The sequence below is a fragment of the Streptomyces albofaciens JCM 4342 genome, assembly GCF_008634025.1.
Classification (GTDB): Bacteria; Actinomycetota; Actinomycetes; order Streptomycetales; family Streptomycetaceae; genus Streptomyces; species Streptomyces albofaciens.
This window is the reverse complement of record NZ_PDCM01000001.1, coordinates 1,089,401-1,104,714: the sequence shown is the minus strand read 5'-3', so window position 1 is coordinate 1,104,714 and position 15,314 is coordinate 1,089,401. Positions and strand designations below refer to the sequence as shown.

The 15,314-nt window shown below is 74.2% G+C and carries 12 protein-coding genes and 1 riboswitch; of the genes, 1 reads left to right on the top strand and 11 read right to left on the bottom strand.

Features of this window, described 5'->3' with window-relative positions:
- Positions 1 to 138: 138 nt before the first annotated feature.
- The 6 genes from eno to CP973_RS05145 form a co-directional block, all read right to left on the bottom strand.
- Complete coding sequence (gene eno, locus CP973_RS05170; RefSeq protein WP_150237956.1) at positions 139 to 1,425, bottom strand: phosphopyruvate hydratase; 1,287 nt, start codon at positions 1,423 to 1,425, stop codon at positions 139 to 141.
- Positions 1,426 to 1,820: 395 nt separating this feature from the next.
- A complete protein-coding gene (locus tag CP973_RS05165) occupies positions 1,821 to 2,510 on the bottom strand; it encodes a LysM peptidoglycan-binding domain-containing protein (protein ID WP_150237954.1) in 690 nt (229 codons plus the stop codon).
- 3 nt (positions 2,511 to 2,513) lie between these two features.
- A riboswitch (cyclic di-AMP (ydaO/yuaA leader) is annotated at positions 2,514 to 2,681 on the bottom strand.
- 245 nt (positions 2,682 to 2,926) lie between these two features.
- Positions 2,927 to 3,925, bottom strand: a complete 999-nt coding sequence (locus CP973_RS05160) for a LysM peptidoglycan-binding domain-containing protein (RefSeq protein ID WP_150237952.1) — start codon at positions 3,923 to 3,925, stop codon at positions 2,927 to 2,929.
- A gap of 239 nt (positions 3,926 to 4,164) precedes the next feature.
- Positions 4,165 to 5,436 carry a cytochrome P450 family protein gene (locus CP973_RS05155; RefSeq protein WP_208853231.1) on the bottom strand — a complete coding sequence of 424 codons (1,272 nt, stop codon included), beginning with the start codon at positions 5,434 to 5,436 and terminating at the stop codon, positions 4,165 to 4,167.
- Positions 5,437 to 5,517: 81 nt separating this feature from the next.
- Positions 5,518 to 5,916, bottom strand: coding sequence for a DUF6479 family protein (locus tag CP973_RS05150; protein WP_244409286.1), 399 nt, complete (start codon positions 5,914 to 5,916; stop codon positions 5,518 to 5,520).
- 114 nt (positions 5,917 to 6,030) lie between these two features.
- Positions 6,031 to 6,957, bottom strand: coding sequence for a LysR family transcriptional regulator (locus tag CP973_RS05145; RefSeq protein ID WP_150237948.1), 927 nt, complete (start codon positions 6,955 to 6,957; stop codon positions 6,031 to 6,033).
- A 153-nt stretch (positions 6,958 to 7,110) separates the two neighbouring features.
- On the opposite strand from CP973_RS05145, the gene CP973_RS05140 reads away from it, so the two are divergent.
- Positions 7,111 to 8,397 (top strand): MFS transporter, encoded by a 1,287-nt coding sequence (locus CP973_RS05140; RefSeq protein ID WP_150237946.1) that lies wholly within the window; start codon positions 7,111 to 7,113, stop codon positions 8,395 to 8,397.
- Here the strand turns inward: CP973_RS05140 and CP973_RS05135 are convergent.
- The 5 genes from CP973_RS05135 to CP973_RS05115 form a co-directional block, all read right to left on the bottom strand.
- A complete protein-coding gene (locus CP973_RS05135) occupies positions 8,343 to 9,350 on the bottom strand; it encodes a nucleoside triphosphate pyrophosphohydrolase (protein ID WP_150237944.1) in 1,008 nt (335 codons plus the stop codon). The genes CP973_RS05140 and CP973_RS05135 overlap by 55 nt on opposite strands.
- A 280-nt stretch (positions 9,351 to 9,630) precedes the next feature.
- A complete protein-coding gene (locus CP973_RS05130; RefSeq protein WP_150237942.1) occupies positions 9,631 to 10,278 on the bottom strand; it encodes a SurA N-terminal domain-containing protein in 648 nt (215 codons plus the stop codon).
- Between the two features lie 191 nt (positions 10,279 to 10,469).
- On the bottom strand, positions 10,470 to 12,203 hold the full coding sequence (locus CP973_RS05125; protein ID WP_150237940.1) for a serine/threonine-protein kinase: 1,734 nt from the start codon (positions 12,201 to 12,203) through the stop codon (positions 10,470 to 10,472).
- A complete protein-coding gene (locus tag CP973_RS05120; RefSeq protein WP_150237938.1) occupies positions 12,200 to 12,898 on the bottom strand; it encodes a DMT family transporter in 699 nt (232 codons plus the stop codon). The genes CP973_RS05125 and CP973_RS05120 overlap by 4 nt, the downstream gene beginning before the upstream one ends.
- A 121-nt stretch (positions 12,899 to 13,019) precedes the next feature.
- Positions 13,020 to 15,110 (bottom strand): N-6 DNA methylase, encoded by a 2,091-nt coding sequence (locus CP973_RS05115; protein ID WP_150243165.1) that lies wholly within the window; start codon positions 15,108 to 15,110, stop codon positions 13,020 to 13,022.
- Positions 15,111 to 15,314 lie beyond the last annotated feature (204 nt).

The window sequence follows — 15,314 nt, the reverse complement described above, 5'->3', positions numbered from 1 at the left end:
CGGCCCGGGCCGGTGCGGCCCGGAGCACGTACGTCCCCGGCAACGGTACGGGACCGCCGCCGGGGACGTACGTCATTGACTGCCGCCGGGGCCGCGCGGCCCCGGAAGGATCAGCCGGATCAGCCCTTGCCGTGCTGGTCAGTCCGCGAGGCGGAACCGCGGGAAGGCGGTGCGGCCCGCGTACACGGCCGCGTCGTCGAGGATCTCCTCGATGCGCAGCAGCTGGTTGTACTTGGCGACGCGCTCGGAGCGGGCCGGGGCGCCGGTCTTGATCTGGCCGCAGTTGGTGGCGACGGCCAGGTCGGCGATGGTGACGTCCTCGGTCTCGCCGGAGCGGTGCGACATCATGCACTTGAAGCCGTTGCGCTGGGCCAGCTCGACGGCGTCCAGGGTCTCGGTCAGCGAGCCGATCTGGTTGACCTTGACCAGCAGGGCGTTGGCGGAGCCCTCCTCGATGCCGCGGGCCAGGCGCTCCGGGTTGGTGACGAACAGGTCGTCGCCGACCAGCTGCACCTTGGTGCCCAGGCGGTCGGTGATGACCTTCCAGCCGTCCCAGTCGTCCTCGAACAGCGGGTCCTCGATGGAGACCAGCGGGTAGGCGTCGACCAGCTCCGCGTAGTACGCGGTCATCTCCTCGGCGGTGCGCCGCTGGCCCTCGAACTCGTAGACGCCGTCCTTGTAGAACTCGGAGGCGGCGACGTCCAGCGCGAGCGCGATGTCCTGGCCGGGGGTGTAGCCGGCCTCCTTGATGGCCTCCAGGATGAGGTCCAGGGCCTCGCGGTTGGAGCCGAGGTTCGGGGCGAAGCCGCCCTCGTCGCCCAGGCCGGTGGCCAGGCCCTTGCCCTTGAGCACCTTCTTGAGGGTGTGGTAGACCTCGGCGCCCCAGCGCAGCGCCTCGGAGAAGGACTCCGCGCCGATCGGGGCGATCATGAACTCCTGGATGTCCACGTTGGAGTCGGCGTGCGAGCCGCCGTTCAGGATGTTCATCATCGGGACGGGCAGGACGTGCGCGTTCGGGCCGCCGAGGTAGCGGAACAGCGGCAGGTCGCTGGCCTCGGAGGCGGCGTGCGCGACGGCCAGCGAGACGCCGAGGATGGCGTTGGCGCCGAGCGAGCCCTTGTTGTCGGTGGCGTCCAGGTCGAACATGGCCTGGTCGATCAGGCGCTGCTCGGTGGCGTCGTAGCCGACCAGCTCCGGGCCGATCTGCTCGATGACCGCGAGGACGGCCTTCTCCACGCCCTTGCCCTGGTAGCGGTTCGGGTCCCCGTCCCGCAGCTCGATGGCCTCGAAGGCGCCGGTCGAGGCGCCGGACGGAACGGCGGCACGGCCGGTGCTGCCGTCGTCGAGGCCGACCTCGACCTCGACCGTGGGATTGCCTCGCGAGTCGAGGATCTCGCGAGCTACGACGACGTCGATGGACGGCACGTTGTCTCCTTCATGGGTGTCTGGAGTTCTGCAGCACGAGCCTAACGGCCTCCCGGGGTTCCGCTCGCCGCCAGCCCGGTCCGTGGGACGAATACACCCGCAAAGCCCCTGTTCACGGGACGTATGGGCGCAATGTTCGCTGTACGGGGAAGTGGGCCGGGTGGGGCCCGGACGGGCGGCCCGGGCGGCCCGCCGGGCCCCGGAGCGGCGGCGGGAGGGAACGGAGAAGCCCCGCCGCGGCGCGTGCGGGGGTTCACACGCCGTGGCGGGGCGGTCTCACGGGATGAGCGGATTCCCGGTGCGAGCGGCCCGGCCCCGGGTGGGTGCCGTGCCGTACGCACCGCCGTACGTACGGGGCGACACGGTCACCCGGAGGCCGTCAGGTTTCAGCGGGCTCAGACGGCCAGCTTCTGACCCGGGAAGATCAGGTTGGGGTTACCGCCGATGACGGACTTGTTGTTCTCGTAGACCGACTTCCAGTTGGTGCCGTGGGAAGCAGCGATCTTGGCGAGGGTGTCACCGGACTTGACGGTGTAGTTGCCCTTCGGGTTCGACTTCGGCGCCGACTTGTGGGACGGGGCCGGGGTCTTGCGCGCCAGCTCCTCGCCCTGCTTCCGGGCCTCGGACCGCGAGGAGTGCTGCGGCGCCGAGTAGGAGCGCTTCGACTTGTAGGACTTGTGGGAGCCCTGCGAGGAGCCGCCCTCGGCCGTGGCGTTCGAGTTGCCCTTGCCCAGGTGGCCGCCGGCGCAGGTCCAGGCGCCCGGGCCCTGGATGGCGAGCAGGCGCTCGGCCACGGCGATCTGCTGGCTCTTGGTGGCCTGGTCGGCGCGCGGGGCGTACTTGGTGCCGCCGGCGGCCTTCCAGCTGGAGTTGGTGAACTGCAGGCCACCGTAGTAGCCGTTGCCGGTGTTGATCGACCAGTTGCCGCCGGACTCGCACTGGGCGACGGCGTCCCAGTTGTTCGCGGCGGAGGCAGAGGTGGCGCCCATCAGCGGGACGGCCACAGCAGCACCGGCAACGCCGGCCAGCGTGGCGACGCGGACGGCCTTGGAGGGACGGCGGTGCTTGCCCTTGGTGTTCAGCATGGTTCGTTTCCTCACCGACGCCTACGAGGTGAGCTGTCGGGTTCGGGCTGTGAGTGGCCCGGCCGCGTGAGCTTCCACGCGGCTTCACCCCAAGCCGGCTGTCCCGCTTCCGCGGGCGGGGCCGGCGACTTACCTTGGGTCCCCCGCTCCTGCCTTCGGCGCTGTCGCGACGTATGACCTCCGGCCACCGGCAGGATTCGGCGTGTGGCTGAAGGGCCCGCTTTGGCGAGCGATGAAGACGGTAAACAGGAACGGCCCGCCGGTTCAAACCCCTACATCTGAGGCCAGTTGGCCCTCAGACATCACAGGATCATCACATTTCCGCAGGTCGTCGCAGGTTTGGAAACAACGGACAGGGCGGACGGCGGGCTGCCGAACGAGATCCATGTCTCACTTTCACCAAACCGGTCAATTACTTACGAACCACTCTGATCGGCAGCCAGATCGAGGCGCTGACCAGGGTGGATGAGGTCGGGATCGCCCCCGATGACACCTTTGTTGGCCTTGTACAGCGCCGGCCAGCCTCCGGAGACCCCGCGGTCCTCGGCGATGGCTGACAGGTTGTCACCCGGCCGCACGGTGTAGTCGCCGGGCGACGCCGGGTCCGTGCGGTGCGCGTCGCCGCCGCGCGACGGGTGCCCCCCGCCGGACCGGCCCGCGTCGTCCGTGCCGCCCGCGCCCCCGGCGCCCGTGGCGGGCCCCTCGTCCTCGCTGGGCCTGCCGCGGTGCTTGCCGCCCGCGGACGGCGGCGTGGTGGGCTTCGTGGCCTTGTCGCCGCCGGGGGTGGCCGGGTCGCCCGTACGGCCCGTACCGGACGGGTCCGGCGTACGGGACGCGTCGCCGCCGCCGGACGGGTCGGTCGGCGACGGCTTCGGGTCCGGGGTCCGCGTGCCGCCGGGCTCGGGGGTCCGGGACGGCTCGCCGGAGCCGGAGGAAGGCGTCGGCTCGGCGGGAGTGGAGGGAGTGGGCCTGGAGGAGGGGGCCGACGAGGAGGGCTCCGGCGACGGGGTGGTACCCGGGTCCACGTCCGGTCCGCTGCCGCCCCGCTTGAGTCCCGCGTTCACCGCGCAGCTCGGCCAGGTGTCCGGCCCCTGCGCGGCGAGGATCGACTCGGCGACGGCTATCTGCTGCGAGCGGCTGGCCAGGTCGGGGCGCGAGGCGTACGCGGCGCCGCCGTTCCGGTCCCACATGTCCTGGGTCAGCTGGAGCCCGCCGTAGAACCCGTTGCCGGAGTTGGCGCTCCACACGCCGCCGCTCTCGCACTGCGCGACCCGGTCCCAGGTGGCGGTGTCGGCCGCCTGCGCGTCGGCGGCGGCGAGCAGGGGCATGGCGAGGGCGCCGCCGGCGACTCCCGCCGTGACGAAGATGGCCGGAGCCTGACGGGGGCGACGGTGTCGGCCTGTCCCGGAGCGCATGCGGTTGCCTTTCGAGCGGCGGTTGAGTTGTCGTCGAGAGGCCGGGACCGTGGGCCGTACGGCCCGCCCCGGCCTTTCAAACGGTTGAAAGTAGCGGTGCCGCCCGCTCGTCACAAGCCGGTGTAGCGGAGATCACGCGCAGGTCACGGCCTGACGTGGCGTCACTTCCGTACGCCGCGTCAGCTCGCTTCCGTGCGGGTTCCCACGCCGCGTCAGCCCACTTCCGCACGTGCGGGATGTCACTTCCGTACGGGTGTGAACTCCACGGGCAGGGCCCGCAGACCGCGCATGATGAGCCCGCCGCGCCAGCGCAGATCGTCCGGATCCGCGCCGAGCCGGAGGTCCGGCAGCCGGGTCAGCAGCGTGGCGATCGCGGTCTGGCCTTCGAGGCGGGCCAGCGGCGCGCCCAGGCAGTAGTGGATGCCGTGGCCGTAACCGAGGTGCTGGTTGTCGCGGCGGGACAGGTCCAGTACGTCCGGTTCCGCGAAGCGCCGCGGGTCGCGGTCGGCGGCGGCGAGCACGACCAGGACCGGGTCGCCCTCGGCGATGCGCCGGCCGCCCAGGGTCAGGTCCCGGGTGGCGAAGCGCCAGGTGGCCAGCTCGACCGGGCCGTCGTAGCGCAGCAGCTCCTCCACCCCGGCGGCGAGCAGCTCCGTGTCGCCCGCGGCGGCGGCCTTCTGGAGCAGTTCGCGCTGATCGGGGTGGCGCAGCAGTTGGTACACACCGTTGCCGATGAGGTTGACGGTGGTCTCGAAGCCCGCGAACAGGAGGATGAAGGCCATCGCGGCGGCCTCGTTCTCCGTCAGGTGCTCACCGTGGTCGGAGGCGCGGATGAGACCGGAGATGAGGTCGTCGGCCCCTTTCTCCCCCAGGGCCTCGCGCTTGCGGTGGATCAGCTCGGCGAGGTAGCCGCGCATCTTCTTCACCGACCGGGCGACACCGCCGCGCGGCCCGCCGCCGTGCCGGATCATCATCCCGGCCCAGTCCCGGAAGTCGTCCTGGTCCTCGCGCGGGACGCCCAGCAGGTCGCAGATGGCGTAGATGGGGAGCGGGAAGGCGAACTCGTGGATGAGGTCGGCCGCGCCGCGCTCCGCGAAGGAGTCGATGAGCGCGTCGGTCAGTTCCTGTACGCGCGGCGCGAACCGGGCGATGCGGCGCGGCGTGAACGCCTTGGAGACCAGGCGGCGCAGCCGGGTGTGGTCCGGCGGGTCGATGTTGAGCAGGTGCGTCATCAGGTTGGCGCCGCGCTCGCCGGGGATGCCGACCTTGCCCTTGCCGTGCGCGGCCTCGCTGTGGTGCACCGGGTTCTTCGACAGCCGGGTGTCGGCCAGCGCCTGCCGCGCGTCCGCGTACCGGGTCACCAGCCAGGCTTCGACGCCGCTGGGCAGCCGGGTGCGGTGGACGGGCGCGTGGTCGCGCAGCCAGGCGTACGCCGGGTAGGGGTCGGAGGCGAACTCCCACGTGAACAGTTCCGGGCAGGGCGGGACGGCGGCCGGCCCGTGGCCGGACACGGGGCAGGCGGTGCCGGGCCCGGCGGGGGCCGCGGGCCGTTCGTCGGAGGGGTGTGGGGTCTGCTGGCGCACCCCTCGACGTTAACCGCTGCCGAACGAGCCGCTGTGCCCCTCCTGCCAGCGCTTGCGCTCCCGGTTCTGGTCCTCGCCGTGGCGGGTGGGCGCGTTGCCGTAGTCGGGCAGTTCGTGCGGGGTCAGCCGGTGGTCGCCGTCGCGCGGCACCTCGTTGGGGTCGCGCAGCTCGCTCTCGTACCCGGTCGGGTTCTTGGGCGGTGTCGGCTGGGTCTCCGGCTCGGGCGGGTCGGGTTCACGGTCCCGGCGGCGCCTGCCGTAGACCACGGCGAGGATCAGCCCCAGGACGATGACGATCCCGGCGACCAGCGGACCGGTGCCGACGACCATGTCCCGGGTGAAGTCCACGGCCTGCTGTACGGAGCCGATGTCCTGGGCCGGTGTGGCCGAAACGATCGTTGCTGTCATTCGACCCGGGTACCCGGGTGGGCGGGGACGATGCGCGGGCGGGAGCGGCAGGGGCCGGCGGGCCGGTACGGACGGAGAAGGCACAGGTCGGCGGGGTCTCATCGGGCGAGCCGATCAGCTGCCCCGAGCAACCGGTGCGGCGGCCGGCACCCGGTCCGGGTCCGGGTCCGACGGGTCCACGCCCAGCCCCTCCAGGAAGGCCGCCGCCGCGGGCGAGGGGCCCAGCCGGTTCCAGACGACGCGTTCGACGCGGGCGGGGGCGTTGCGGACGCGGACCACGCTCAGCCCGGTCAGTTCGGTGGCGAACGCCCGCGGCACCATGCCGATGCCCAGCCCGGCGCGGACCAGCTTGGCCAGGAACTCCACGGTGGTCACCTCGAAGGCCACCTCGGTCGTCAGGCCCGCCGCACGGAACGCCTCGTCGCGCTGGCGGCGGGCCGCCGAGCCCGCCGTGAAGTCCACGAAGGTCTCCTCGGCCAGCCGCGGCAGGTCCGTGTGCTCCCGGCCCGCCAGCGGGTGGTCCGGCGGCACGACGGCCACCAGTTCCCCGTGGGCCAGCGCCCGCTCCCGTACGCCCTGGCTGCGGGCGCCCGGCACCAGTCCGACGAAGGCGACGTCCAGCGTGCCCTGCCGGACCTGCTCGATCAGCTGCTCGCTCATCTCCATGCGCAGGCTGATCCGCACCTGTGGATGGCGGGCCCGGTAGTCGCCCAGCTCGCGGGCCAGGTCGACGGCCGCGACGGTGGAGATCGCGCCCACTGCGAGGCGGCCGCGTACCTCGCCGGCCGCCGCCTCCACCTCGGCGCGGGCCCGCTCGGCCGCCTCCAGCGCCTGCCGGGCGACCGGTACGAACGCCTCGCCCGCGGCCGTCAGCCGCACGCTGCGGCTCGTACGGTGGAAGAGCCGGGCGCCGAGCTCCTTCTCCAGGCGGGCGATCTGGTGGCTGAGCGCGGACTGCACCACATGGCAGCGCTCGGCGGCCCGGGTGAAGCCGCCGGTCTCGGCGACCGCGACCACGTACCGCATCTGTTGCAGCTCCATGCGGTGAGCGTAGCCAGCGCTCCCCGCCGGCGATCGATCGCGCTGTGCGATGGATGGGATGACAACCATGTGTTGGACTCATCGGCCGGTGCCGCGGAAGCTGAGGGGCGGAGCGGCACCACCGGGGTGCCGCGTCGAGCGGAAAGGGTTCTGATGCCTTCCCAGGAATCGCAGGAAGGGGGGCGGCCCGGGCTGGGGCGCGGCACGCTGCTGCTGATGTCCGTGGCGACCGGTCTGTCGGTCGCGGGCAACTACTTCGCCCAGCCCCTGCTCGACGTCATAGGCCGCGACCTGCACATGGGGTCCGCCGCCACGGCCCTGGTGGTGACCGTCGCGCAGGTCGGCTACGGCCTGGGGCTGCTGTTCCTCGTGCCGCTCGGCGACCTGCTGGAGCGGCGGCGGCTGGCGGTGTGCCTGTGCGCGGCCACCGCGGTCTTCCTGACCGTGACGGCGAGCGCGCCCAACGGGGCGCTGCTGCTGACCGGCACCGCGCTCACCGGTCTGGCCTCCGTCGCCGCGCAGGTCGTCGTCCCGTACGCGGCCTCCCTGGCGGCGCCCGCCGAGCGCGGCCGTACGGTCGGCACCGTCATGACCGGGCTGCTGCTGGGCATTCTGCTGGCCCGTACGGCGGCCGGGCTGCTGGCCGACCTGGGCGGCTGGCGCACCGTCTACTGGGTCAACGCCGGACTGATGCTGCTGATGGCCGTCCTGCTGCGACTGCGGCTGCCCGCCCTGCACACCGGCGCCGGGCTGCGCTACCCCGCGCTGATCCGCTCCACGCTCGCCCTCTTCGTACAGGAACCGGTGCTGCGGTGGCGGGCCGCGCTGGGCGCGCTGTCCTTCGCCGCGTTCAGTGTGCTGTGGACGGCGATGGCCTTCTTGATGTCCGGTCCCGCCTACGGGTGGCCGGAATCGGCGATCGGGCTGCTGGGCCTGGTGGGCGCGGCCGGTTCGCTGTCCGCCTCGGTCGCCGGGCGGCTGGCCGACCGGGGCCTGGCCCACCGGGTCACCGGCCTCGGCGGGTTCCTGCTGCTCGGCTCCTGGGCGCTGCTGGCGGCCGGCGGCGCGGGCGGCCCCTGGGCGCTGGCCGCCCTGCTGGCCGGGGTGATCGTCCTGGACGCGGCGGTGCAGGCCGTGCACATCAGCAACCAGAATCTGGTCTACGCGGTGCGGCCCGAGGCCCGCAACCGCCTCAACTCCGCCTACATGACGAGCTACTTCGTCGGCGGCGCGGTCGGCTCGGCGCTCACCTCGGCGGTGTGGGGCGCGGCCGGCTGGGGCGGGGTGTGCGCCGTGGGCGCGGCGGTGAGCGCGGCCGTCGCCGCCGTCTGGACGGCCGAGCGGCTGCGGCACCGCGGCGACGGGCGGCCCGGGCCCGCCGGGGCTCAGTCCGCGGCGCCGGAGGCGGCCTCCTCGGCGGACCGGATCGCGTCCCGGTAGGTGCGGGCGGCGGCCCGCAGCGCGGTCTCCGGGTCCGTGCCGGACGCCTCGGCCCGTACGGCGAGGGCCAGCAGCTCGTACCCGACGCCCTCCCCCGGCGGGAGGGCGTCGATGCCGGCCGTACGCGCCCGGGAGGCCAGCTTGCCGGCCAGCGCCAGGGCGGGCTGGCCGAGCGGAATGCCTTCGGTGACCGAGGCGCGCTGCTTCTCGGCCGCTTTCTCCCGCAGCCAGTGCGCCTTCACGTCCTCCGGGGTGTGCGCGGCCTCCTCGCCGAAGATGTGCGGATGGCGGCGGATCAGCTTGTCCACGAGCGTGGCCGCCACATCGTCGACGGAGAACGGCCCGTCCGGGTCGTCCTGGGCGATCCGGGCGTGGAAGACGACCTGGAGGAGCACATCGCCCAGCTCCTCGCGCAGCGCCTCCCGGTCGCCCTCCTCGATGGCCTCGACCAGCTCGTACATCTCCTCGATGCCGTACTTCGCCAGGTCCTCGTGGGTGCGCACGCCGCTCCACGGGCACTGGCGGCGGATCCGGTCCATGACCTGCACGAGGTCGAGCAGGCGGGCGCCCGGCAGGTCGTACGAACCGGGCAGCAGCTCCAGGTCCGGCATCGTCTCCCGGCCCGAGCCGGCCATCCGCGCCAGGCCGTCGGTCAGCTCGGTGTCCCCGTCGGCGGAGGTGATGACGACCGCCGTACGGCCACCGTCACGGCAGAACTCCACCAGCTCGCGGGCGCCGGGCACGGCCCGCTCCACCGCGATGCCCGCCTCGCGCAGATACGGGAGCTGCGGGTGGGCGTCGTCGGCGCACAGCACGCGGTCGGCGGCGCGCAGCGTCTGCCACGCGGGCCAGGACAGCAGGCCGGGCGCGACCCGGTGGCTGGTCGTGAGCAGGACCAGGCGGCCGGGGGCGGTGTCCGGCGCGCCGGGGGCGGCGGTGGCGTCAGCGTTCACCCGACGAACGTAACGCACGGCACCGACAACGCCGCACGGGACCGGGGGCGCGACGGGCCGGCCGGGGCGGTGCTGCGCACGCGGTTCGGGCGGCCGGGGCGCGGGGCCGCACGCACACGGTTCGCGCGGTCGGGCGGGGCCGCACGCGCACGATTCGGGCGGCCGGGGCGAGGCCGCACACGCACGGTTCGGGCGGCCGGGGCGAGGCCGCACACGCACGGTCCGCGCGGCCGGGGCGGGACGGACCGCACGCGCACGGTCCGCCCTCCCCCGGCCCCGCTCAGGTCTGCTGCTGCTCCGCCGCGCCGGACACGTCCTTGACCCACGGCTCCTTGGTCCGGCCGAGGATGACCTGGCCGTCGTCCCACTTGCCGTAGCGCGGGTTGACGTCGATGCCCATCTTGCGGGACGTCCTGGCCAGCTCCGTGGCGAGCCGCTGCTGGCCCTGCGGCTGGCCGCGGTCGGCGCCGATGTGCTTGGCGATACCGTCCAGCAGGAGCTGGTTGCGGACCACGGCGTTGATCTCACCGGGCGCGATGGCCTGCTGGAGCCACATCTGCTTCAGCCGCTCCGCGCCGCCCGCGCTGCGCTCGGCCGCCGCGCGCCACTTCTGCACGTCGTCGCGCGAGACCGTGACCCCGGCGTCCTTCGCGTTCCGCTCCAGGACCCGGTCGAAGATCATGCCGTTCAGGGTGGCGGGCCCCAGCCTGCCGGAGTTCTCCACCAGCTGGGCGGCCTGCGGCGACTTCTCCTGGGCGCTGCGCACGTCCCGGACCCGCGACTGGAGCTGCGCGACGGTGATCCGCTGCCCGTCCACGACGGCCGCGGCACCGGGGTGCGCCTCCGTGCCGCAGGCGGTCAGCAGTGGGGCGGCGGCCAGCAGCGCGGCGGCGGCGGAAACGGGAAGCGCGGTCCTACGGCGGAACATCAAGCCTCCTGGCGGGGTGCAACAACGGTGCGGCGGCGGTGCGGCTTTTCCTGCCTGTCTTCCTGGTCCGGCGTTGATCGATGCCGATGCTAAAGAGTCCGCGTGATCCAGGCCACCGATTCGCACAACGAGTTGCCCGGAAGGCGGTTTCTCTCCTGTTCTCTCCTGAAGGTACGCCGGTGCGTACGGGGTCAGCCGCGGACCTGGCCCAGCCAGTGCAGCGTGCGCCGGACCTCCGCGGGGAAGGCGCCGTGCGGGCCGTGCAGCCGCTCCGCGTCGTACAGGAGGCGGGACAGCGCCTCGTGGGCGGCGCCGCGCTCCCCGAGGGCGAGCAGCAGGTGGCCGATGGAGCGGCGGATCTCCAGGGGCCGCATGGGGTCGTCCGGATAGCGTTCGAAGTGCGGCAGCAGGGCCCGGTACTCGTCCAGCGCCTGTGTCACCTCGCCCAGCTGTTCCAGGCACTGCGCGGCCTCGTAGTGGAACTGGAGCGCCTGGCGCGCCGCCCCCGGCCCGCTGTCGCGCGCGAACTCCTCGGCCAGCGCGCGAAGTTCGGGCAGCGCCCGGCGGTACTGGCCGTCGTCCATGAGCGTGGCCGCGTACTGCTTGCGCAGCGTCCGTACGACCGGGGAGTGCGCGCCGTGCCGGGCGGCGGCGGCCGGCAGGATGCCGCCGAGGATGTCCACGGCGTGGGTGATGCGGCCCTGGTCCAGGAGGCGCTTGACCTCGTCCACGGCGGCGGCGACATCGGGGCCGCCGCCCGTTCCGGAGCTTCGCGGGTCGGCGCCCGCCCCTGGGGTCCGCGGGTCGACACCCGTCCCCGAGGCCCACGGGTCCGCACCCGGCCGCGAGGTCCGCAGGTCGGCGCCGCCCCCGGACACGCGCGGGTCGATGCCCACCCCGGACACGCGCGGGTCGGCGCCCACCCCGGACACGCGCGGATCGGCGCCCGGCGGCGCGAAGGCGGGCGGCGGTGCGAAGGCCGGTGGCGGTACGGCCGGGGCCGCGGCGCGTACCGGCCACGGCGCGTGCGGGTGCAGGAACGGCCGGGTCGGGTCCATCGGCGCGCCCGTACCGGCCCGCCCCTGGGACGCGGTGGGCAGCAGCGGCACCAGCGCCTGGTAGACCTCCTGGGCGTCGGCGGGCCGCTCCTGCGGGTCCTTGCCGAGCAGCCGCAGCACCAGCGCCTCCAGTTGTTCGGGCACGTCGGCGCGGAGCCTGCGCACCGGGACCGGCGGCTCGTACAGATGGCGGTGCAGCACGCCCAGCGCGGTCGAGCCGGCGAACGGCACCTCGCCGCTGAGCAGTTCGTGGAGCAGCACACCGAGTGCGTACAGGTCCGTGTACGGGCCGACGGTGCCGCCCATGGCCTGCTCGGGCGCCATGTAGGCGGGGCTGCCGATGGGCGAGCCGGTGTGGGTCAGGCGGGTGGTGTCGGTGTCCAGGGCGGCGGCGATGCCGAGGTCGAGGACGGTGAGGGTGCCGTCCGGCCTGACCATCACGTTCCGCGGCTTGAGGTCGCGGTGGATGATCGGCACGGCGTGTACGGAGGCCAGCACGGCGCACAGCTGGGCGGCGACGCTGACCGCCCACTGCCACGGGTACGGGTCGTGCTCGGCCAGGTGGTCGGCGAGGTCGGCGCCCTCGACGTACTGCATGACCAGGTACAGGTCGTCGCCGTCGCTGCCCGCGTCGTGGACGGTGACCAGGCCGGGGTGGTCGACCTGCGCGGTGACCCGGCACTCGCGCACGAAGCGGCGGCGCATCTCCTCCGCGTCCGGCGTGCCGGAGACCCGGTCGGGGCGCAGCAGCTTGACGCCGACCCGGCGGTCGAGGCGGCGGTCGTAGGCGATCCAGACCTGGCCCATGCCGCCTTGGCCGAGCAGTGCGGAGAGTTCGTAGCGCTCGGCGACGACGCGGCCGTTCAACGCCCTTCCTCCCTGCGGAGGTAGTCGCTCAGCTCGTCCAGTTCGGCACGCACCTGGTCGATGCGCTGCGGCTGGGCGCCGTACGGGGCGGCGGGCGGGTCGTACGGGGCGGCGGGCTGCGGCTGCGGGGCGGGATGGGCCAGGGGCTGGGGGTGGGGCTGGAAGGAGCCCTGTGTGCGGGTCTGCGCGTAGGGCCAGTCCTGAGGCAGCGGATCGGCGGCCTGCCGTGGCGGCTGGGACGGCGGCTGGACTCCGGTGTACGGGTTCGGGGCGTGCGGCATGGCGGCCGGGACCGGGCCCGCCCCCGGGGGGCCGCCGTACGCCGGGCCCGCGCCGGGCGGCCCGTACGCCTGCCGGCCGGGCGCGACGCGGTACGCGCGCACGTCGACGACGAGGTAGTACGTCACGGCCGCGGCCATCTGGAGGACGACCAGGCCCGCACCGGTGTTGACCTGCCAGGAGTTCTCGTCCCGCCCTCCGGCCAGGACGACCGCGCCGGCGAACAGCGCCAGGTCCGCGCCGAACACCCACCAGCCCAGCGGGCGGCGCTGCACGACGGCAGCGCGCAGCAGCGTCACCCAGGCCAGGAAGCCCAGGCTGAGCACGGCCACCGCCACGAAGACCACCCGCAGCAGGACGACCGTGCTGCGCGAGGCGGGACGGTGCGGCGGTGGGGCCGTAACGGGGCCGTGCATTACTGCTCCTGACGGATCAAGGCCCGGCGCGGTGCGGTGGGTGCGGCGCCGGGAACATACTGCGGTTGCGTGTGATCGAGCGTATATACGACACCGCTGACGCCGCCGGGGTTGTAGGAAATCAGCCGGGCGTGACCAAGCCCTCCGTCAGGCCGTCGTGCAGGCCCTGTACGAGCTGTTCGCCCAGGCGGGCGGCGAGGCGCAGGGTCTCCTCGAAGGCGGCCAGTTCGCGGAAGCGCCGGCCGTAGCGCTGCTGTTCGGCCAGCGGCAGCCGCGGGAGCTGGAGGCGGCGCACGTCCAGGCGGGTGGCGGTGGAGGCGTAGCTGCTGGCCTGCCGGGTGTTGGCGGTGCCGCGCAGGAACCCGGCGAGGAACCACGCGTCGAGGGCGGCCGGGTCGGGCCGCAGGAGGAAGAGGTTGCGGCCGAGGGCGGCCCCCGCGGTGGCCTCGTCCACGACGCGGGCGACGGCGCCGCCACCCAGTACGGGCACCACCACGTCGCCCGCCGCGACGAGCACCGGCTCCTCGGCGGGCCCGGTGGACCCGGCCTGTTCGGGGAGCGAGCCGCTGGGGGCCGTGCCGCCGATGACGTCGTGTTCGGTGAGGACGGTGGGGGCGGCGTCCGGGGCGGCGGTGCCGGGGCCGCCGGCGCGCAGCACGAGGGCACCGGCGCGGGCCAGTTCCCCGACGGTGGTCAGCGGCCAGCGCGCGGGCGGGGACTGCGGGGCCGCGGCCGGGTCGGGGGTCAGCTCGGCCGTACGGGCCAGAGTGCCGGTCAGCCGGTCGCGCACCCGGGCCAGTTCGGCGGGGCCGCCGGCGGCCGGCGGGGGCGGCAGGTGGCGGGCCGGCGCGAGGTCCACGTCGTCGCCGAGGAGGTCGATCGCGGCCAGCGTCCGCCGCACACCGGGCTGTTCCTCGACGCCGCCGTCCCGGTCGAAGGCCTCCCACGCCTCCAGCACGGTGGCCCGTACGGCCTGCCAGTCCACGTTGTCCCGGCCGGGGGCGCCGCCCGTGGTGAGCGCGGCGGTGTCGACGACGAGCAGGTGCGGCGAGGGCTGCGCGACGGCGCCGGGCCTGCGCAGCACCCACAGGTGCAGCGGAATGCCGTACGGGGGCGCGGCGCCCGCGGGCAGGGCGATGACGGCGCGCAGGGCGCCGCGGCGCAGCAGGTCGGCGCGGATGCGGCGGCCGGAACGGCGGGAGGCGGCGGCGGGCGGCATCAGCAGGACGGCGGTGCCGTCCGGGCGCAGCCGGGCCAGCGCGTGCTGCACCCAGGCCAGTTCGGATTCCGTACGGGCCGGGAAGCCGTACTCCCACCGGGGGTCGTAGGCCAGTTCGTCGTGGCCCCAGTTGCGTTCGTTGAACGGCGGGTGGGCGAGGACGGCGTCGGCGGCCAGCTGCGGGAAGGCGTCGGCCCGCAGGGTGTCGGCGGCGTGCACGCGCACCTGGGCGCCGGGGGCGTGCAGTGCCAGCCGGAGCGCGGTGAGCGCGGCCAGGTCGGGGTCGGCCTCCTGGGCGTACAGCTCCTCGGCGCCTTCGGCGGCGTCCAGCAGGCCGCCGGTGCCGCACGCCGGGTCCAGGACGCTGCGGGGCGCGCCGGCCAGCGCGGCCATCAGGCCGGCCGGGCCGGGCGGGGTGAGCGTGTACTGCCGGGGGTTGGCGTCCAGGTGGCGGCCGAGCAGGAACTCGAACGCCGGGACGGCGCCGTTCCCGTCGGCACCGTTCCCGTCGGCGCCGCCGTCGTCGCCTCCCTCGATGGCGAGTCCGGCGGTGGCCCGGACGAGGGCCGCGGAGGGCAGCAGGGCGTCGCGGGTCAGGCCGTGTACGGGGTGGTGGCGGCCGAGGTGCGCGGCGAGGACCGATTCGAGGATGGCGGGCAGCATGCCGGCCAGCTCGACGTCGTTGGCGGCGTGGTCCAGCTGGCGCCAGGCGGAGGGCCGGTCGCGGACGAACAGCAGGACGGCACCGGCGTGCCGCAGGGCGGTGGCGGCGCCGGCCGGGTGCGAGACGACCTGCTGCCAGACCCGTTCGCGCAGCGGCACCTCGGCGAGCTTGCCCTGCTCGCGCAGCCATTGCTCGACCTCGGCGAGGGCGAAGGTGGGGCTGGTCTCCGTACCGCCGACGGGCTTGGGGAAACCGGCGTGCCGGCGGCGCCAGTTGCTGACCGCGGCACGGCCCACCCCGGCCAGCCGCGCGATGCCGGCGGCGGTCACCTCCGTCGCGTGCTCCGCTGCTGCTTGCTCCGCCACCTGGCCGGCTCCCGTCCGCTCGCCCCTGACCCGCTTGCCCTGCTGTGGCGCCGAGCATACCCACGAACGCGGCATCACTGACTTCACGGAGTGAATCGGCTTGAACCTGTGAACCGTGTTGACTCGGTTCACAGCAGATGCTGTTATTGACCCACCGCACCACCGGTT

What these genes read in the sequence shown, in the direction of transcription:
- CP973_RS05165 (WP_150237954.1), bottom strand. Translation starts at nt 2,510, where the DNA reads ATGCTGAACACCAAGGGCAAGCACCGCCGTCCCTCCAAGGCCGTCCGC.
- CP973_RS05160 (WP_150237952.1), bottom strand. Translation starts at nt 3,925, where the DNA reads ATGCGCTCCGGGACAGGCCGACACCGTCGCCCCCGTCAGGCTCCGGCC.
- CP973_RS05150 (WP_244409286.1), bottom strand. Translation starts at nt 5,916, where the DNA reads ATGACAGCAACGATCGTTTCGGCCACACCGGCCCAGGACATCGGCTCC.
- CP973_RS05145 (WP_150237948.1), bottom strand. Translation starts at nt 6,957, where the DNA reads ATGGAGCTGCAACAGATGCGGTACGTGGTCGCGGTCGCCGAGACCGGC.
- CP973_RS05140 (WP_150237946.1), top strand. Translation starts at nt 7,111, where the DNA reads ATGCCTTCCCAGGAATCGCAGGAAGGGGGGCGGCCCGGGCTGGGGCGC.
- CP973_RS05130 (WP_150237942.1), bottom strand. Translation starts at nt 10,278, where the DNA reads ATGTTCCGCCGTAGGACCGCGCTTCCCGTTTCCGCCGCCGCCGCGCTG.
- CP973_RS05120 (WP_150237938.1), bottom strand. Translation starts at nt 12,898, where the DNA reads ATGCACGGCCCCGTTACGGCCCCACCGCCGCACCGTCCCGCCTCGCGC.